At 71.3% G+C, this 19,667-nt stretch carries 9 protein-coding genes and 2 pseudogenes; 3 read left to right on the top strand and 8 right to left on the bottom strand.

Annotation, left to right across the window (positions count from 1 at the left end; translation table 11 throughout):
• Positions 1 to 127: 127 nt before the first annotated feature.
• Positions 128 to 1,315 (bottom strand): annotated as a pseudogene (locus FM076_RS25130) (CobW family GTP-binding protein); the annotation flags it as partial.
• A 537-nt stretch (positions 1,316 to 1,852) separates the two neighbouring features.
• On the opposite strand from FM076_RS25130, the pseudogene FM076_RS25125 reads away from it, so the two are divergent.
• Positions 1,853 to 2,843 (top strand): annotated as a pseudogene (locus FM076_RS25125) (sucrase ferredoxin).
• Between the two features lie 468 nt (positions 2,844 to 3,311).
• Positions 3,312 to 5,036 carry an ATP-binding protein gene (locus tag FM076_RS25120; protein WP_243274631.1) on the top strand — a complete coding sequence of 575 codons (1,725 nt, stop codon included), beginning with the start codon at positions 3,312 to 3,314 and terminating at the stop codon, positions 5,034 to 5,036.
• Here FM076_RS25120 and FM076_RS25115 read toward each other — a convergent pair.
• From FM076_RS25115 to FM076_RS25105, 3 genes are all read right to left on the bottom strand, one after another.
• Positions 5,014 to 6,759: a cation acetate symporter gene (locus FM076_RS25115; RefSeq protein ID WP_173873193.1), complete on the bottom strand. Its 1,746-nt coding sequence runs from the start codon at positions 6,757 to 6,759 to the stop codon at positions 5,014 to 5,016. The two genes, FM076_RS25120 and FM076_RS25115, sit on opposite strands and share 23 nt — an antisense overlap.
• Entirely contained in the window at positions 6,756 to 7,355 is a 600-nt protein-coding gene (locus FM076_RS25110) for a DUF485 domain-containing protein (RefSeq protein ID WP_243274630.1), read from the bottom strand. The genes FM076_RS25115 and FM076_RS25110 overlap by 4 nt, the downstream gene beginning before the upstream one ends.
• Positions 7,356 to 7,583: 228 nt before the next feature.
• Positions 7,584 to 9,707, bottom strand: coding sequence for a DNA gyrase subunit B (locus tag FM076_RS25105; RefSeq protein ID WP_173873191.1), 2,124 nt, complete (start codon positions 9,705 to 9,707; stop codon positions 7,584 to 7,586).
• A gap of 510 nt (positions 9,708 to 10,217) precedes the next feature.
• Between FM076_RS25105 and FM076_RS25100 the strand changes: the two genes are divergently transcribed.
• Complete coding sequence (locus FM076_RS25100; protein ID WP_173873190.1) at positions 10,218 to 10,445, top strand: DUF7455 domain-containing protein; 228 nt, start codon at positions 10,218 to 10,220, stop codon at positions 10,443 to 10,445.
• Between the two features lie 256 nt (positions 10,446 to 10,701).
• Here the strand turns inward: FM076_RS25100 and FM076_RS25095 are convergent, their stop codons facing one another.
• The 4 genes from FM076_RS25095 to FM076_RS35375 all read right to left on the bottom strand — a co-directional run bounded on the left by FM076_RS25095 (position 10,702) and on the right by FM076_RS35375 (position 19,642).
• Positions 10,702 to 11,532, bottom strand: a complete 831-nt coding sequence (locus tag FM076_RS25095) for a serine protease (protein WP_243275090.1) — start codon at positions 11,530 to 11,532, stop codon at positions 10,702 to 10,704.
• A 687-nt stretch (positions 11,533 to 12,219) separates the two neighbouring features.
• The gene (locus FM076_RS25090; protein ID WP_173873188.1) at positions 12,220 to 13,836 is read right to left on the bottom strand and encodes an RNA polymerase sigma factor; all 1,617 of its coding nucleotides are present in this window, start codon (positions 13,834 to 13,836) and stop codon (positions 12,220 to 12,222) included.
• A gap of 1,618 nt (positions 13,837 to 15,454) precedes the next feature.
• A complete protein-coding gene (locus FM076_RS25085; RefSeq protein ID WP_173874986.1) occupies positions 15,455 to 16,471 on the bottom strand; it encodes a FadR/GntR family transcriptional regulator in 1,017 nt (338 codons plus the stop codon).
• Positions 16,472 to 16,810: 339 nt separating this feature from the next.
• Positions 16,811 to 19,642, bottom strand: coding sequence for an ATP-binding cassette domain-containing protein (locus FM076_RS35375; RefSeq protein ID WP_173873187.1), 2,832 nt, complete (start codon positions 19,640 to 19,642; stop codon positions 16,811 to 16,813).
• Positions 19,643 to 19,667: the final 25 nt, after the last annotated feature.

The raw sequence follows: 19,667 nt of genomic DNA, 5'->3' as shown, positions 1-19,667 counted from the left end.
AAGCGGCGTACGACTGGTGGGGCTCGTACCTGTCGTCCGGGTCGCATGTGTCATACGGGTCATACGGGTCGGGCGCTCCGTCCGCGTCGCGCGTCCCGTACGGCCCGGACCCGGCGGTTCCGGTCCCGTCGGTGCCCGGCTCCGCGCCGCCCTCCGGGGCCTCGGCGGCATCGTGGCCGGCCCGGTCGCCGTCCCCCTCCGGGGCGTGAGCCACGTAACGGAGCACTCCCCACATCGCCCGCTCGTCCGGCGCCCCGGCATCCGCGTGCACGTTTGTGTCCGTGTCCGTGTCCGCGTCCGTGTCCGAGCCCGCCACGCAGGCGCGGAGTCCTTCGCGCAGGGCCGCGCCGTCCACCCCTGAGCCGATCATCACCAGGTCGGTGCGCCGCTCCTGCGAGCGGGGCCGCCGCTCCGGGGCGAACCGGAGGAAGCCGCCGACAGCGTGCATCTCGTACACGTTGTCGGGGTCGGCGGCGCCGAAGTCGACATAGCCCTTCATCCGGTAGAGCCCCTCGGGCCTGCTGTCCAGGAAGTCGAGGAAACGGCGCGGGTCCATGGGCTCGGCGGCGGTGAACTCCACGGCCTCGTAGGCGGCGTGCAGGTGCTGCGCGTGATCCGCACCGTCACGTCCGCGGGCCTCGCCCGCACTGCCCCCTTCACCCTCTTCGTCCCCGTACAGCAGCGTGTCGAACGACAGCTGCTCGACGGGCGGCCGTGCCCGGTGTACGCGGTCGAAGAGCAACTGCGGATCGACACGGCCGAACGTGGCGGGCACCACGGGGGTCCCGGGGGCGAGCCGTTCCAGTTCGGCACGCAACGCCTCCTGCCGCTCCGCGGGGACGCGGTCGGCCTTGTTGAGCACGAGCAGATCGGCGGCGCCGACATGGCGCTCCAGCTCCGGATGGCGCTCGCGCACGGCCTCGAACTCCGCGGCGTCCACGACCTCCACCAGACCGCCGTAGACGATGTGCGGGCTGCCGCTGGCCAGCACCATCCGGATCAGCGTCTCGGGCTCGGCCACCCCGCTCGCCTCGATCACGATGACGTCCATACCGGCCGAGGGCCGGGCGAGCACCTCCAGCACCTCGTCCATGTCACTGGTGTCGACGGCACAGCACAGACAGCCGTCCGAGAGGGAGACCATCGAGTCCACCTGGCCCGAGACCGCCATGGCGTCGATCTCGATACTGCCGAAGTCGTTGACGACGGCACCGATACGGGTGCCTCTGGCCCGGCGGAGCAGGTGGTTGAGGAGAGTGGTCTTCCCCGAACCGAGGAATCCGGCGAGTACGACCACCGGGATCCGGCCGCCCACCGCGCCTCGCCGCTCGCTGCCCGCCACGCCGCTGTCCACGCTCCGCGCTCCTCCTGCCCGGGACCCGGCGGCGTCCGACACCCCCGCCGGCTTCCGTTCCGACTCTTCCGGTCCGTCCGGCCGATCCGGCCGATCCGGTGCGCCTGATCTCCTCGCCCACCTGGCCGCACAGCCCGCCGTACCCACTGAACCGGCCCGCAGCCCGGAGCGGCCGGCCGAGCGTGCCGGTCACTCGCGCCTGCTGTCCGCTCCCGCCATCCGCTCCTGACGGCAGGGCCGTCGGCCGGACCGGACAGCCGTACCAGTCGGCGGGGCCGGACGGTCACCGATCGTCCCCGTAGAGCGAGGGCACCGGGCCGCCGGCGCGGATCCCGCCGTTCCGTCACCGGCGCGGTGTCCGCCGGACGGGTGCCGATCGTACCGAACATCGCGATTCCGGTTTCCGCCTGTACGAGCCAGCGGCGCTCCGGGGTCGTGCGGGCCGGCCGGTGTCGTCGCGTCGCGCACGGGGTGGCGACGCAGGTTAGGCTCACCTGCGTGAGCACGTGCGCGACAGCCTCCCGGGCGCTGGCCGAATCCCTCGCCGGGACGGCGGCGACAGCCCGCACCTGGCTGCTGATCGAGCAGCCCGGCCCCTGGGGGCAAGGCGCTGACCCAGAGCCGTCTCGACCCGGAACTCGGCAGGGCACTCGACGCGGCGGCGGGTGCGCACGGTGGGCGGGTCGCACTGATCCGCCGCCCCGGACGCCACCCGGACCGCTCCCCCGCAACGGGCTCCACGGGCACGGGCTCCCCCGCCGACGGTCACCGCGTCTACCTGGCCCGTACGGTTCCCGGCGACAGCTGGGTCCGCACGGCCGTCCTGCCCGGCGACGGCGGGCTGGAGGCGCTGCGCGCACTCGACTTCGCCCTCCTGGACGACCCCGCGCGGAGCGTCGGGAACGGCACGGCACCGGACGGCCCGCGCTGGGAGCCGTACCGAGGCGACCCGCTCGCCCTGGTGTGCACCAACGGCAAACGGGACCGCTGCTGCGCCCTGCTCGGCAGACCACTCGCGGACGAACTCGCCGCGTCCGGCGGGGCGAACGTCTGGGAGATCACCCACATCGGTGGCCACCGCTTCGCCCCGACCCTGCTGGTGCTGCCGCACGGCTACGCGTACGGCCGTCTCGGCGCCGTCGCCGTCAAGGCCGTACTCGACGCGGTACGCGACGGCCATGTGACGCTGGAGGGCTGCCGCGGCCGGTCGGCCTGGGACCGGCCGGGACAGGCGGCGGACCTCGCGGTACGGGAGCGTACGGGCGAGACGCGGGCCGACGCGGTGAGGGTGGTGGCCTCGCACGAGGAGCCGGAGACCGGACACCGGTACGTGACGGTCGCGCACCAGGACGGACGGCGCTGGCACGTCGTCCTCACCGAGACGGCCGACGGCCCCGCGCTCCCCGCGAGCTGCGGAGCCGCTCCCGCCAGTCCCGTACGGCTGGAGGTAGAGCAACTCACGCGCGCGGAGACGACGCTGCCCGGCTGAGCCCTCGTGCCCTCCCGACCGCCGGACCTCCCGACCGCCGGACCTCCCGACCTCGCGGCGAGGGGCCGGAGCGGCTGGAACGAGACCCGGCTGACGGTCACCGGTGGGGGCGTGCGGACATCCGTCGCGGGGCTCGTGCGGCACCACGGTGGCTGGATACGGTCCGGCTGGGTCTCCCCTTGGGAAGACCGCCCCCGTCCCCTCCCCGCCCCGAGGTCGCCCGTGTCCCCCTCCGGCACGCCGCCGTCCCCCGACATGCCGACGTCCACCACCGCCACGTCCACCACCGCTGCGGCGTCCACCGTCGCTGCGGCGTCGTCCGTCGCCAAGGCGCCGTCGGCCGCTTCGGCGTGGTCCGCCGACGGCCCCACAGCCCAGGGCGGCGCCGTCCGCCATCCCCGCGGCCGGCGTCCTTCCCGGCTCCCCCTCCCCGGCTGGCCGCGACGCGTGTCCTCACAGGTGCTGCTCATGCAGCTCGCCGTTGTCACCGGAGTGACCGCTGTCGCGACAGGGCTGTTCCTCGCCCCGTTCAGCGCCCAGCTCGACGACCAGGCGTCCCGCCGCGCGCTCGCCATCGCGCAGGCGACAGCCGCCGAGCCGGGCCTGGACGAACTGGTGACCGACGGCGCTGGCCCCTCCCGCCGCGGGCCCGTCCAGCGGCTCGCCGAACGGACACGGCGCGCCACCGGGGCCAGCTACATCGTGGTCATGGACACCCGCGGCATCCGCTGGTCCCACGCCGAACCCGCCCGCATCGGGGAGCGCGTCTCCACCGACCCGGGCCCCGCGCTGGCGGGCCGCCAGGTCCACCACATCGACGAGGGCACCCTGGGCAGGTCGGCCCGGGGCAAGGTCCCGCTGCGGGACGACACGGGCCGGGTGGTGGGCGCCGTCTCGGTCGGGATCGCCTACGACAGCGTGCGCGACCGCTTCACCCGCGCCGTCCCGGGACTGCTCGCGTACGCGGGCGGCGCGCTCGGCGTCGGCGCGCTGGCCGCGCTGCTGGTCTTCCGCCGCCTCCAGAAGCGCACCCACGACCTCGCCTTCTCGGACATCACCGCCCTCCTGGCCGAACGGGAGGCGATGCTGCACGGAATCCGCGAGGGCGTGGTCGCACTGGACGCGGGCGGCAGGATCCGCCTCGTCAACGACGAGGCACAGCGGCTGCTCGGTCTGACGTCAGGAGACATCGGGCGCACCCCGTTCGAGGCGCTGGGCCCAGGACGCACGGCCAGGCTGCTGGCGGGCGAGGTGCCAGGGGCCGACGTCCTGACCGTCAGCGGCGGCAGGGTCCTGGTCGCCAACCGGATGCCCACCAAGGACGGCGGTGCCGTCGCCACACTCCGCGACCGTACGGAGCTGGAACTGCTCGGCCGCGAACTCGACGGCTCCCAAGGCTTGATCGACGCCCTGCGCGCCCAGGACCACGAACACGCCAACCGCCTGCACCTCCTCCTCGGGCTGCTCCAGCTCGGCATGGTGGAGGACGCCGTCGCATACCTGAGCGAGGCGGTGGGGGTGCACCGGGCGACGGCCGAGGAGATCTCCGCACACATACAGGACCCGCTGCTCGCGGCCCTGCTGGTCGGCAAGGCGACGGTCGCCGCCGAGCGCGGCGTCGCCCTGCGGATCGCACCGGGCACCCTGCTGCCCGACCGGGTGGTGGATCCCTCCGAACTGGCGACCGTGCTGGGCAACCTCGTCGACAACGCACTGGACGCGACAGCCGGCTGCGACGGGGGCAGGGTGGAGGCGCTGCTGCGGCAGACACCGCAGCACGGACAGGACGAGCACAGGGAGGCCAGTTCTGGGACGGCCGCCCCCAAAACGGCCGACCGAAGGAGACCCGCCGGGCTCACCCTGCGGGTGAGCGACAACGGGCCCGGCATCCCACCGGAGCGCCGCGAGGCCGTCTTCACGGAGGGCTGGTCCACCAAACGGCCCCCGGCACACGGCCGGCGCGGACTCGGGCTGGCACTGGTGCGGCGCCTGGCGGAGCGGCACGGGGGTACGGCCGAGGTGGGTGAGAGCGCGGACGGTGGCGCGGAGTTCACGGTCACCCTGCCCGAGGCCCTCCACCCCGAGCCGCGCGCCGGGAGCGGCCCCCGGGACGAGGCCGCCCCTCCAGGCGGCGGGCCCGGCGGCGCTCCCGGCCGCGGTTCCGCCGGGCTCACACCGCGCCCGCACCGGTGAGGGAGCGCACCTCCGTCTCGGCGTACCGCGCCTTGTCGGGGCGCTCACGGGACAGCAGGGTGCCGAGCCAGCCCGCGAGGAAGCCGAGCGGGATGGAGACCAGGCCGGGGTTCTCCAAGGGGAAGCAGGCGAAGTCCAGTCCGGGGAAGAGCGCCTGGGGCGAGCCCGAGACGACGGGAGAGAGCGCCGTGAGCGCGACCGCGGGCAGCAGCCCCCCGTACACGGCCCAGAGGGCGCCCCGCGTGGTGAAGCGCCGCCAGAAGAGGGCGTACAGCAGTACGGGCAGGTTGGCGGAGGCCGCCACCGCGAACGCGAGCCCCACGAGGAAGGCCACGTTCCGCTCCCGTGCGAGCAGCCCGAGTCCGACGGCCACCGCTCCGATGACCACCGCCGCGCCCCGCGCGACGGCGACCTCGCCCTTCGCGGCGCCCGCTGTCCGCTTCCCTGCCCGGGCCCTGCCCGCTGCCCACGCCCTTGCCCGCATCGCGCCCGCGCCCGTACCCGCGACCGGCTCCATGCCCGTGTCCGCCCCTGCGTGCGGCACCGTGTCCGTGACCGCGCCGTGCGGCGGGTGGGGTGGCCGGCGCCGCCGTGGCGACGAGGCGTACAGGTCATGGGCCACGGCCGCCGAGGCGGCGAGGGTGAGACCCGCGACGACGGCCAGGACGGCGGCGACGGCGATCACGGCCACCAGCGCCGCCAGGGCCGCGCCTCCGGTGGAAGCCGCCCCGCCGCCCAACGCGAGGGACAGCAGCGGCATCGCGGTGTTCCCCGCCGGGCTCGACCCGCGTACAGCGCCGGAGCCCACGAGCGCCGCCGTCCCGAGCCCGAGGACGACGGTCATCAGGGAGAAGCCGCCGATGAGACAGACCGCCCACACGACCGAGCGCCGCGCGGCGCGTGCGGTCGGCACGGTGGACAAGCGCGCCAGAATGTGCGGCAGTCCGGCCGTCCCCAGTACCAGTGCCAGCCCGAGGCTGACGAAGTCGAGCCGCGCTGCCCACCCCTCGCCTCCGTACCGCAGCCCGGGTGCCAGGAAGTCCGCACCGTGGCCGCTGCCCCTCGCGGCGGCGACCAGCAGGCCGCCCAGGTCGCCGCCGAACCGCAGGAGCACCAGAACGGTGAGCGTCAGCGCCCCGCCGATCAGCAACACCGCCTTGCCGATCTGGATCCAGGTGGTGGCCCGCATACCGCCGCAGGAGACGTGGACGACCATGAGCGCGCCCACTCCCAGAACCGTCCAGGTGTACGCGGCCCCTCCGGCTTGCCCGAGCATCAGCGCGACCATGGTGCCGGCTCCGACCACCTGGGCCACCAGGTACAGCAGCGAGACCGTGACCGACGAGCAGCCCAGGGCGATCCGCACGGGCCTGACCCGCATCCGGGCCGCGACCACGTCCGCCGGCGTGAACCGGCCGCAGTTGCGCACCGGTTCCGCGACGAGGAGCAGCACCATCAGCCAGCCCGCCAGCAGACCGACGGAGTAGAGCATTCCATCGTAGCCGTAGAGCGCGATCAGCCCGGTGATGCCCAGGAAGGACGCCACCGACAGATGGCCCCCGGCCATGGCGAAACCATTCTCCATGGGGGTGAGGAGCCTGCCGACCGTGAAGAACTCCTCGGCGGAACCACGCCGTCGGCCCGCCCGGATGGTGACGGCCAGCGTCGCGGCGACGACGGAGGTGAAGAGCACCAGCACCGACGCCTGAGGACCACCGCTCACCGTGCGCCCTCCGTCACGCCCGCGCGCTTACCCGCACTCGTACCCGTTCCCGTACTCCGCGTCATGTCCTGCGTCACCCAGCGCAGTTCCAGTGCCGGCCGGTCCCGCCGGTGCCGTGCGTGACGAACGTACGCCCAGGTGAGCAGAGAGATGGTCGCGAACTGCGCCAGCCCGGCGGCCATCGCCACATTGAGCGCCCCCGCCACCGGCCTCGCCATCAGCTCCGGGGCACTGACCGCGAGCACCAGGTAGCCGAGGTACCACAGCAGGAACGCCGCACTGACGGGCAGCACGAAGCGCCGGTAGCGGCGGCGCAGTTGCTGGAACGCGGCAGAACGCTGGACGACCGGATACACATCCAGCGCTTCGGGCGCAGCCTGCTGTGGCGGTACGGATTCCGACCGCTGTCCTGGCATCCGTACCGCCGACGTCACCGATCGTCCGGACAGCGCGGTGGAAGGGGCGTCACGGAATGGAGGGGTGTCACGGAGCGGAAGGGCGTCACGGAGCGGAGCGGCGTCACGGAATGGAGGAGTGTCACGGAAAGGAGGGCCGTCCGCAGACACATTGTCGTACCAGGGGTCGTCGAGGCGCATGCCACAGCATGGGGGCAACCTTGTGTCCCAGTTCAGCCCAATCCGCCCGGCTTCACCTCTTCAGGTGACGGGACGCCCAAACACCGTCAACGAAAACCGCCGACTCACGCTCCATGGCCGCGCCGTCCTGGAGCGGCCGTCCGGGAACTCCTGTGCGGAGTTCCCGAACGGCCGTCGCGCTCACTCAGGCGCTGTCTCTCGGGAGGAGACGGGCGCGCGGGGGGTCAGTCAGACGTCGATACGGGAGCGGTCCAGCGTGGCCGCCGAGGAGCTGATGAACTCCCGGCGTGGCGCCACCTCGCTGCCCATCAGCAGATCGAAAGCCCGCTCGGCCGCCTCCAGATCGCTGATGTTGATGCGGCGCAGGGTGCGGTGCCGCGGGTCCATGGTGGTCTCCGCCAGCTGGTCGGCGTCCATCTCACCCAGACCCTTGTAGCGCTGGATGGAGTCCTTGTAGCGGATCTTCTTGCTCTCCAGCTCCAGCAACGTCTGCCGCAGCTCGTTGTCCGAATAGGTGTACAGGTACTTGTCCTGCCCCTTCTTCGGGTTGACCAACTCGATCCGGTGCAGCGGCGGTACGGCCGAGAAGACGCGCCCCTCCTCGACCATCGGCCGCATGTAGCGCTGGAAGAGCGTCAGCAGCAGACAGCGAATGTGCGCACCGTCCACATCGGCGTCGGCGAGGAAGATCACCTTCCCGTAGCGGGCCTGGTCGATGTCGAAGGTCCGTCCGGACCCGGCTCCTATGACCTGGATGATCGACCCGCACTCGGCGTTCTTGAGCATGTCCGAGACGGAGGACTTCTGCACGTTGAGGATCTTGCCTCGGATCGGCAGGAGCGCCTGGAACTCCGAGTTCCGGGCCACCTTGGCGGTGCCGAGCGCGGAGTCGCCCTCCACGATGAACAGTTCGGTGCGGTCGATGTCGTCGGAGCGGCAGTCGGCCAGCTTCGCGGGCAGTGCCGAGGATTCCAGCGCGGTCTTCCTGCGCTGCGCCTCCTTGTGCTGCCGTGCGGCGATCCGGGTACGGGCCGCGGCGACGATCTTCTCCAGCACCGCGCGCGCCTGCGCCTTGGCGTCCCGCTTGGAGGAGGTCAGGAACGCCTTCAGCTCCTTGGAGACCACCTGCGCGACGATCCGCGAGGCGGCCGAGGTGCCCAGCACCTCCTTGGTCTGCCCCTCGAACTGCGGCTCGGCCAGCCGGACGGTCACCACCGCGCTCAGCCCTTCGAGGGCGTCGTCCTTGACGACGTCGTCGTCGGCGACCTTCAGCAGCCTGTTCGCCCGCAGCGCCTCGTTGACGGTCTTGGTGACGGCCCGCTCGAACCCCGCGACATGGGTACCGCCCTTGGGGGTGGCGATGATGTTCACGAACGACTTGAGCGTCGTGTCGTACCCGGTCCCCCAGCGCAGCGCGATGTCCACACCCAGTTCCCGCTGCACCTCGGTGGGGATCATGTGACCACGGTCGTCCAGCACGGGCACGGTCTCCTTGAAGGTGCCCTGCCCCTGGAGCCGCAGCACGTCGCAGACCGGCTTGTCCGGGGCGAGGTACTCGCAGAACTCACTGATGCCGCCGTCGTAGTGGAACGTCTCCTCCGCGACGCCTTCCTCCTCCAGCCCGCGCTCGTCCCGTACGACGATCGTCAGGCCGGGCACCAGGAACGCCGTCTGGCGGGCCCGCGCGTGCAGCGTCTCCAGGGAGAGCTTGGCGTCCTTGAGGAAGATCTGCCGGTCGGCCCAGTAGCGCACCCGGGTGCCCGTACGGTTCTTGGGGATCTTCTTCGTCTTGAGCAGCCCGCTGGCCGGATCGAAGGGCGCGTCCGGACCGGACTCGGTGAAGATCCCCGGCACACCGCGGCGGAAGCTGATGGCGTGCGTGCGGCTGTTGCGGTCGACCTCCACGTCCAGACGGGAGGAGAGCGCGTTGACGACGGAGGCGCCGACACCGTGCAGACCGCCGGAGGCCGCATAGGAGCCGCCTCCGAACTTACCGCCGGCGTGCAGCTTGGTCATCACGACCTCGACACCGGACAGACCGGTCTTGGGCTCGACGTCGACCGGGATGCCGCGGCCGTTGTCCCGGACCTCGACCGAACCGTCGTCGTGCAGGATCACCTCGATCCGGTCGCAATAGCCCCCCAGGGCTTCGTCAACCGAGTTGTCGATGATCTCCCAGAGGCAGTGCATCAGCCCCCGGCTGTCGGTCGAGCCGATGTACATACCCGGCCGCTTGCGGACAGCCTCCAGTCCCTCCAGGACGAGCAGATGCCGCGCGGTGTAATTGGAACCGCCCTCGCGGTCTGCCCCGGTCAGCAGTGCGGTGGACGGCACGGACATGTCGGCGGTCACGCGGTTCGCTCCTCGCTGAATTCTGCTTGAGACGGCTGGGTCGCCGCGTCAGAGGGTACCGAGGCCCAGGACGGCACGTGCTGCACGACCCAGGAGACGGATCAGGAGAACCGCCATGCTAGCCCACATTCGATATCCTGTTCGATAACCCGCCTGGGTGACACACACATCACGTTCCCATCCAGGCATGAACCGTTTAGGCTCCGGGCACGTCCTCCACAACGAAGGAGGAAACCCCCCGGAGTCGGACGACAGCACAACGGCACGACGAAGGCCCGCCAGCGCCACTGACGGGGCCCGCCACCACCCACCGTCACAAACTCCACGACAGTCCGAACACAACAGACGGAAAACCCCAACCCCTGCAATACGGCCCATTCGCCGCCACCCGGCAACTATCCGGCCTCCCGGCCAAAAAAGTCCGGGAATGAAGGCCAGTGCGGGAACGTTTTCGGCCTGGTTGGATGTTGACCCTGGTACGACAGCTCGTCGAGCTAGAGAAGAGGCGACGTGACTACAGTTCTGACCCCCGCGACCCCGCTGACGGCAGCCGACCGCTGTGACCGCTGCAACGCCCAGGCGTACCTTCGCGTCGTCCTGGTGAGCGGCGGCGAGCTGCTGTTCTGCGCCCACCACGGCCGTAAGTACGAGCCGGAACTCAAGAAGATCGCCGCGGAGATACAGGACGAGACGGAGAAGCTCACCGCGACTCCCACCGCCGGCGAAGAGGAACGGTGACCTGCTGAGCTGACGCCCTCGCGTCCGCGTCCGACGAGCTACCCGGCACAGGCCGGAACCGGCGGACGGCCCTCCCGCCCCCAGGGAGGGCCGTCCGCCCTCGTCATTTCGGACCACTCCGGCCCATGGCGGCCCATGGCCGGGACCGACCGGGCCCAGGCCCTGCCGGAAGGCCCCCGGTCAGAGTCTGGACCCCAGCCGTTTCTCTGTCCGGGCCCAGCCGTTCCTCCGCATCCCGATCGGCTCAGAGGCCCCCTCAGCTCCCCGCCGGCACGGCCGTGCGCTCCTCGGCGCGGAGGAAGGGCTGCATCGCTGAGATCCGCGTATAGACCCCCGGACGGCCCCGCTCACCGCAGCCGATCCCCCAGGAGACCAGGCCCACGAGCTTTCCCTGGGCGACCAGGGGCCCGCCGCTGTCCCCCTGACAGGCGTCCCTGCCGCCCTGCTTCACCCCCGCGCACAGCATCGTGTCGCGGTCGTAGGTGCCCTCGGCGGAACCCGGGTACGCCTGCTCACAGTCCGCGTCGGCCAGCACGTTCACCCGGGCGGCATGCAGCGTGGACGCGTAGTCCCCGCGCCCCGTCGTGTCGCCCCAGCCGTAGACCGTCGCCCCGGTTCCCGCCTGATAGGCGGGGTCGGCCTGCTGGGCCATCGGGAGGACGGCGCTCTGCGGCAACGGGGAGGCAAGCCGCAGCACAGCGATGTCCCCCCGGTTCGTCTTCGGGTCGTAACCCGGGTTGACCTTCGAGGACTCGACGGCGACCTCCTTGCCCGTCGTACCCGTCAGGTCCCCGCGTCCCGTGATGATCCGCAGGTCGGTGACCTGCGAGGGATCGGCGCCCAGGACCTCACGGCTGAGGCAGTGCGCCGCGGTGACCGCCGTCCGCGGCCCGACGACGGCGCCGCCACAGAACTGCCCCGAGCGCTGGGGGCCGAACCGGGAACGGCTCGAGAGCGCCACGGCCCACGGGTGGCTCTCGGCGCTCACCGCCGAGCCTCCGATCACGGCACGGTCGGGGTCCTGCTCGTGCGCCGCGGCCTGGGGGACCGCGGGGGCCACCAACGCCGCTATGAGCGCCACTCCCAGCACGAAGGGGCGACCTCCCGGGCCTTCCTGGGTGCGTGGGGCGCGTGTTCGCTTGCAGCGCATCGCTCGCATGAGACCGACCTCCTGACCGTACGGAACTCCGTGACTACCCAGGGTGTTCCGCCCGCACGCCGCGCGCATCCCGGGCGACCGTGAGTGGGTGACACGGCGCCCGAACGGTGGTTCGGGCGCCGAGGAGATGTGGGTACCCCATGCGCCGAGAGGCCGCAGGCATGAACCGGGTACGTCGCGGAAGTGCGCGGGCATAGCGGAGGTGTGCGGGCACCGCCGAGATGCTGGGGGCATCGCCGAGATGCATGGGGGCATGGCGGAAGTGCGCGCTCCGGCACAGACGGATGCCGGAGGTCGGCAGACGTGTTCGTGGGTTGGCGGACGTGTGTCGGAGGTTGGCGGACGTACGTGGAGGTACGCAGGTGTCCGTACGCGCAGGTGGGCGGGCACGACGAGGCCGGACGGGCCGGGTGGAGGCCGGGGCGGACAGCGCGAGGGCGAGACGGGGACAGCACGAAGGCGAGACAGTACGAAGGCGGCGTACAGCACGGCGAAGGCCGGTGAAACCCCTGGTGGGGTCCACCGGCCTTGGCCGTGCTGTTTCCGCGCCTCTCCGCGTCCTCCTCGCCGTCCTGGCACCGTCTCACGGCGGCACCAGGACGAGGCCCTGTGCGATCAGTCCAAGTAGTCCCGCAGGACCTGCGAGCGCGAAGGGTGACGCAGCTTGGACATCGTCTTCGACTCGATCTGCCGGATGCGCTCACGCGTCACGCCGTAGACCTTGCCGATCTCGTCCAGCGTCTTGGGCTGGCCGTCGGTCAGACCGAACCGCATGGACACGACGCCCGCCTCACGCTCGCTGAGCGTGTCGAGGACCGAGTGCAGCTGCTCCTGCAAGAGGGTGAAGCTGACCGCGTCGGCCGGAACGACCGCCTCGGAGTCCTCGATGAGGTCACCGAACTCGCTGTCGCCGTCCTCACCCAGCGGAGTGTGGAGCGAGATCGGCTCACGGCCGTACTTCTGGACCTCGACGACCTTCTCAGGCGTCATGTCCAGCTCCTTGGCCAGCTCCTCCGGGGTGGGTTCGCGGCCCAGGTCCTGGAGCATCTGGCGCTGCACACGGGCGAGCTTGTTGATGACCTCGACCATGTGCACCGGGATGCGGATGGTGCGGGCCTGGTCGGCCATGGCGCGGGTGATGGCCTGGCGGATCCACCACGTCGCGTAGGTGGAGAACTTGTACCCCTTCGTGTAGTCGAACTTCTCGACCGCACGGATCAGACCGAGGTTGCCCTCCTGGATCAGGTCCAGGAAGAGCATGCCGCGTCCGGTGTACCGCTTGGCCAGGGAGACCACCAGACGGAGGTTGGCCTCCAGCAGGTGGTTCTTGGCGCGGCGGCCGTCCTCGGCGATGATCTCCAGCTCCCGCTGCAGCTTGGGAGCCAGCTTCTCCTCGGCGGCCAGCTTGTCCTCGGCGAAGAGACCCGCTTCGATCCGCTTGGCCAGCTCGACCTCCTGCTCCGCGTTGAGGAGCGGGACCTTGCCGATCTGCTTGAGGTAGTCCTTGACAGGGTCGGCCGTCGCACCGGCAGCGGCGACCTGCTGGGCCGGGGCGTCGTCCTCGTCGTCGTCGGAGAGGACGAAACCCTCGTTCTCGTTCTTGACCTCGGCGGCGGGGCCGTCGTCGGCACCGGGCTTGCCCGACGCCTTGGCGGCGAGGTCCTCCACCATCTCGTCCTCGCCCTCGAGGAGTTCGTCGACGACGGACTTCTTGGCCGCGGTCTTCTTGGGAGCGGCCGTCTTCTTGGCGGCGCTCTTCTTCGCCGCGGTCTTCTTGGCCGCGGCCTTCTTCGCGGGCTTGGGCGCGCCCTCGCCGGCCTCCTGACCGGTTGCCGCACCGGCCGCGGCACCCGGGACAGGAGAGGAGGGAGCAGCCGGAGCCGCGGGGGAGGCAGCCCTGGCGGGGGCGGCCTTCTTGACCTGAGTGGTCTTGGCGGCCACCGTCTTGGTGGCCGTGCGCTTTGCCTGGGTCTTCGCTGCGACGCTCTTGCGGGTGCGTTTCGGCGCCTCGGCTGCACTCACCATCAGCGTCACACCCTCCTCGTCGAGGATCTGATTGAGGCTGCGCAGAACGTTCTTCCACTGGGTCGGCGGAATCTGGTCAGCCTCGAAGGCCCGACGTACGTCGTCGCCGGCGATCTGCCCCTCAGCCTTCCCCCGCTCGATGAGCGCCATCACGGACTCGGACTCGGCGATCTCCGCAGGGAGAGTACGGGATGTGCTGGCCGACACGAACAACCTCTCGGAACGATGGAAACGGCGGACCGCCGGCGGGGATGAACCGACGGCGCGGGCGGAGCAGTGGAGAAATAACGGTGCAGACAAGAGCCCCGAAAGGGGCGCCCGTATTCCCTCCTCGGCTGTCACCTCTTGAGTCATCGCGTGGGGGCGGGAAGCGTTACGCCCATTTCACGTGGCCCGAGTCACATCCTGTACCCACCTATATACGGAGAAACCCGGATCAAATCTCCTCGACGACGAACCGGGCCGGATTGTGGGTACACGTACGAACGGCACCAGAGGTACACCACCGGCGGCCCGGCACGCACGCCGTACTGGTACCCGGACCGGGCACAGGTGGTGCGCCCGCAGGTGATGCGCGTGGGGTCGCGGTGACGACGTCGGGATCGGGACCCGACGGGCTCGCTGACGGCCACCGCCCGGTCCTGGGACCTCGGCCTTCCCCGAGTGGCCGCTTCCCTGCCGTGGCTGCCTTCGTGGCGTGACGCCTTCGTGCCGTGGCCGCCTTCGTGCCGTGCCGCCTCCGTGGGGTGGCCACCCGGCGGGGCAGTCGCGGGGAGGGCGCTGCTTGCTGGGGTGCCGTTGGGCCGACGCGGTCGCTTGAGCGTTCTCGGACGACCGAGTGACGGGGTGACCGTGTCGAGGCGACCGGTAGCCGGCGACCGACGGCCGATGTCCCGTGCCCGGCGGCCGGGCGGGGTCCGGAAAACCAGGCGGCAGCCTGGCGCCGACAGGACGACAGGACGAGGAGGTCGACAGGACGAGGAGGCGGATGAGGACGCGGACGAGAGGGCCTCGGCCCTGGCGGACCGGCCGGACCACCAGGTGAGCCGGACCACCAGGTGAGAAAGGGCGGGGATGGCCCGCACGCCCCAAACATGCGTCCGGCCACGCCCTCGACACGCGGTCAGGCCCACGGCCCTCCATCCGCCCCCTGGCCGCCCGATGACGAGCGCACCCCCACTCCCACCCAGCCTCGCCGCTCGCTCCGCTCCAGTACTGAGCCCCGGGAAGCGGGACGGGAGCGGGTGGAACGGAGAGTCACGGCAAGCGGGCGGTGAACGGAGACCGGCGACTCTGGCCAGGCGCGGGGTCGATGGTTCAGCAGCGACGAGACATCGGCTGCTGTACGAGCAGTCCTCGCCGTCCCAGCGCCTTCCCCTATCCGCTGTCAGCCGTACCAGCCCCGTCAACCGCGTTGGCCGTATCGGCGGGTTCGGTGATCCGGACACCCCCCCGAGCGCCCCGGGCCGGTTGCCCGGGGCCAGGAAGGCCGCCCCGGGCCGGTTGCCCGGGGCCAGGAAGGCCGCCCCGGGCGACACGACCCGGCACCGGGCCGGAATGCTCCGCGAACATCACGAACGCCGCGAGCCCCCGGGAACACCAGGAGCGCCAAGAACACCGGGGGTCACGGGAACACCGAGGTCGGGAAGGTCGGGCAACCCGTCGAGCAGGCTCACACACCCGCTCTTCCGCTCCGGTTCACTCGCGCTCCCGGCGTAGCATCGTGCGCTCCCTTACCTCGGTGGCCCGGAATCCCGACGTTCCGCACCTCGGCGTCCCACGCTTCGGCGCTCGGTTTCCCGTGACCCGTCCGCGGCCGAGGGGCTCAGTGCTCACGGGGCGGAGGCACCACATGGTCCGCGCCACCGGACGCGCCCGTACCTCCTGCCTGCCCCGACTGACCGGCCGCCGCGGGGACACCAGGAGCCGTCGCCTGTGCCGACTGTCCCGCCTGGGCCGCCTGCCCTGGTGCCGCCGCGGGGGCCGCCTGCCCGGCGGGCACCGACTCGGTGGGGGCACCCAGCACCTGCCGCATGGCGGTCTCCGCGACACTCGCCTCACCTGCCGCGAGGGCCTCGGCCACCCGTCGGTGGTACGTGACCACGTTCTCGGTGGGGTGCTCGCAGCAGGCGGTCGGCCCACCGGAGACCTGGAGGGCCGAGGAGACGATGCCGGAGAGGTGCTCCAGCATCCGGTTGCCGGCGGCCTGGAGGACCAAGCCGTGGAACTCGGCGTCGGCCCGGGAGAACGTCAGGGTGTCACCCTGGGCCTGCGCGTGGTTCATGATCTCGACCATGTCGACGAGGCGCTGCTGTACGTCGTCGTGGCTGTGCCCCGCGGCGAGCCGCGCGGCGAGGGGCTCGATCGTCCAGCGCAGCTCGCACAGCTCGCGCCGTTGCCCCTCCCGCTGCGGGCCGAAGGCTCGCCACTCGATGATGTCGGGATCCAGCAGATTCCAGTCACTGACCGGCCGGACCCTGGTGCCGACGTTGGGGCGCGCGCTCACTAGCCCTTTGGCCTCGAGCACACGCAGGGACTCGCGTACAACTGTCCGCGAGACTTCGAAGCGCTGGCCGATCTCCTCAGGGACGAGCGGGCGGTCGGCGCCCAGGTCGCCCGAGACGATCATCTGGCCGAGCTGCTGGACGAGTTGGCCGTGCAGGCCCCTGCCACGGCTACCGGACGCACGTCGGTTCACACGGTTCATATCAGCCTCGGAACCCTCCCACGCCGAGGCGCTGGTGGTGGTACGCGCCGTCCCCGTGGACTCGGCGTATGCGTAGCGGTCCAGCTCGCCCGGGCCGACGAGGCCTGTGTCGACGGAACGAGCCGCGGTCATCATGGAGTGCGCAAGGGTAGTCACGACAACTTGTGTCGGCCTAGGTCAGCATCGTCTTGAGGGCTTTGGTGAAAAGCACACGAAAGGGTGATCGCTGACTCCCTTACAATTGACGCCTTATCGGAAAGAACGGACCACATCACCTGTGGTCAGAGCCACCTGCCCGCTGAGCGAGCCGGATTGGCGCAACCGACGTGTGAACCTCTCGTTGTTTGGGCCCTTTTCGACATGCGGGACCACCAACCGGGCCGAAGTCGTGGCTCGTCGACGAAAGTGGACCACGGGCACCGCACCCGGGCAGTCCCGGCCGGCTCGACGAGTCGGTCGGACCGACCCAGGCCTTCACCGCCGTCTCGGCCGCCCCCTGACGCAGGTGAGAACGTAGGCGCAGAACAGGACGGTCACCGACAAGGTGAGAGCCCGACCGACCGGTTGGGATGCGATCTGGCCTGCCACCGACCCCCACTGCTCGACCGCTGAAGGCCAGGGGAAGAGCAGGACGGAACGCAACCGTTCCGGCAGCCCCTCGAACGACTGCCCCTCCGGCCCGACCGCCACCTTCCGCACCAACGGCGCGACCAGCAGCGGCACCGCGACAACCGCAGCCGCGCCCAGAAGCGTTGACCGGAAAACGCCTGCGGCCAGAAGTCCGGCCCAGGCACAACCGACGCAGAGCGCGAACACCGCGAGCACCTGCACCCCCAACGAGGGCGCCATATCTGCCGCTCCCGGACCGCTCGGCACGGAGAAGCTGGTGAGATTCGCCGGGTCGAAGCTGTTGGCGGGGAAGGTGAACGCGCCGCTGTCCGCACCGTAGAAGAGCGTCAGCGTGGCGCCGTTGAGCATAGCGGTCGCCACGCAAAGGGCCACAGCCGTACCACCCGTCACCGCGAGCTTGGCCGCCAACAGACCGAGTCTCCGTGGCACCGGCACCTGCGCCGGCACAAGAGCCGGGTACCGGAACTCCTGCCCGAATGCCGTCGCCCCCACCAAACCGGCCACCAGTGCGGCCGGCGGCACGAAGAAGGGCGAACCGGGAGGCCATCCCGTCAGCAGTTTGATCCCGGGGGCGAGACCCGTGTCCGGATCGGCCTCCGCGCCGACACCGACACCCGCGACCACCACCGAAACGATCAGCCCCGCCAACAGCGAGAGCCCCAACAGCACCCAGGGCGTGCGGACACCGAACAACCGCCGCAGCTCGTACCGCACCGGCGCGATCGGCCCCGGCCGACGCACCACAGGCGACACCGGCAGCACGACCGCGGCGTCCTTTCGAGCCGTACCGTTCGCCGCTCCTCCCTCCTCCGACACACCTGCCTCCGCCCCGGCGGTGACGGCCCAGACCCTCCGGACCAGTGACCACACACCCGGCACGTGTCCGGCCATGCCACCACGCGTCCGCTTCCCCGTCGCCCCCCGGGCGTACGCTGCCGAACTCTTCGGCTCGGAACCTCGCCCCGGCTCCTCGCCCTCGCGTGCCAAGCCCTCCCCAACCCGACCCCGCGCAACCCCACCGGCCCGATCCGGGCTTGCCGGAGCCCTTCCCTCCGGCCGCGAAACGGTCTCATCGCCCAGATGCTCGTCCGGCCCCGAGACCGGAGTGGAGGGCGCGGCAGGCCCCGACGCGTCAGTAGCGGTCGAAGCGGGGGCAGAGGCCGAACCCTCTGCCGGGACTGAGGCCGATGCCGTGGACGTAACCGAGGCCGGCGCTGTGGTCGGTGCCGTGGCCGAGGGCGGGGCCGTTGCTGGGCGGCCCGTCGTCACTTGTGGCAGCGGTTGCGATTCACCGGACGGACTCCCTTCGGCGCTCCGGTACTTCCCCGGCACCGTGGGTACGAGCGCGTCCTCCGAATCAGTGCCGCGATCAGCAGCCGACTCCCGGTGTTCTCCGCTCCCCTCCTCCGCAACGTCCCGTTCCCCGGCCTCCGGACGCCCGGTCTCGGTACCCGGTGCGCCATCCGCATGCGGAACCACGCCGGGTTCCGCGCCCCCTGCGCCCCTTGTCGCTCCCTCAGCCGCGGTCACACTGCCGCGGGCCGGCGTGTAGGCACCCGGTGCGGGAACCGAGGCGTGCCCGGAACTGATGGCGCTCCGGTTCTGTGCCGCCCCCGCGCCGTCAGTCCGCTCGACCTCCACCGCGCCCGCACAACCACCCTCCGCATCAGCCCGCTTCGTGTCCTCCCCGGAAGGCCCCGCGGGGCAGGTGGTTGGGCTGGTCCCCGGCGTCCGGGACGAGTTCCGGCCATCCGCTCTCATCAAGGGCCCGGGCCGGGAGGTATCCCCCGCGTCCCCCACCTCGTCCGTCAACTGGTGCACGAGGATGCCGTGCCTATAGGCCATCTCCCCCACCGTCGCGCAGTCCGTTCCGTACACGGAGATCCGGCTCCCCCCTTCACACACCACTTCAACCGCCGCCCTTCCCTTGCGAGTTCGCTCCGTACTCCGTGCCTCCTGCGAAAGCACGGCTGCGAAGCGCTCCGCATGCGGCGTCCTGACCGCGACCCGAGGACGCAGCCGCGTCCGTGAGAAGTCCGCCGCGTCCTGGTCCGCGACCAGCCTGCCGTCGTCGATCGACACCACACGGTCGGCGATCCGTGCGGCCTCCCGCGGGTCGCGCGAGGCGACCAGGACCAGCCCGCCCTGCTCCGCATAACCCCGCAACAGCCCGTGCAGCCAACTGGCCTCCCGCGGCGAGAGCCCCCGAGTCGGCTCGTCCAGCACCAGCGTGTGCGGGTCACCCAGCAGCGCCGCGGCCATCCCGAGTCGGCGGTCCATCCCCAGCGAGAAATTCCCCAGCCGCTCTTCGGCGAGACCGCTGAGCCCGACCACCTCCAGTACTTCATCGGCCCGCTCCACCGGCACCCCCGCGACCGCGGTCAACATCCGCAGATGGCCGCGGGCGGTACGGGCCGGATGCCCTGGGACATCACCCAGCAGGACCCCGATCTCCCGGGCCGGATACGGGATCCGCTGTACCGGCCGGCCTCGGAAGAGCGCCACACCGCGACCTGGAACGAGTTGCAGCATCAACCGCAGCGCTTCGCTCTTACCCGAACCAGCCGGGCCCAGCAGCACCGTGACGTTGCCGGAACGCGCCTCGAAGGTGAGGTCGTCGACGTGCGGCAGGCGCTTGCGCCGGGCCGTGCTGGTGAGTCCGATGGCCTGAATCATCGCTTCTCCCGCAGAACGCATGGCG

This window comes from Streptomyces albus subsp. chlorinus (assembly GCF_013302895.1).
GTDB classification, from domain to species: domain Bacteria; phylum Actinomycetota; class Actinomycetes; order Streptomycetales; family Streptomycetaceae; genus Streptomyces; species Streptomyces chlorinus.
Note: the sequence above shows the minus strand (reverse complement) of the source record. Positions and strands in the feature narration are given on the sequence as shown.

Excerpts from the sequence above, each read along its gene's own strand:
- FM076_RS25120 (WP_243274631.1), top strand. The coding sequence starts at position 3,312 with ATGCAGCTCGCCGTTGTCACCGGAGTGACCGCTGTCGCGACAGGGCTG.
- FM076_RS25110 (WP_243274630.1), bottom strand. The coding sequence starts at position 7,355 with ATGCGCCTCGACGACCCCTGGTACGACAATGTGTCTGCGGACGGCCCT.
- FM076_RS25085 (WP_173874986.1), bottom strand. The coding sequence starts at position 16,471 with ATGATGACCGCGGCTCGTTCCGTCGACACAGGCCTCGTCGGCCCGGGC.
- FM076_RS35375 (WP_173873187.1), bottom strand. The coding sequence starts at position 19,642 with ATGATTCAGGCCATCGGACTCACCAGCACGGCCCGGCGCAAGCGCCTG.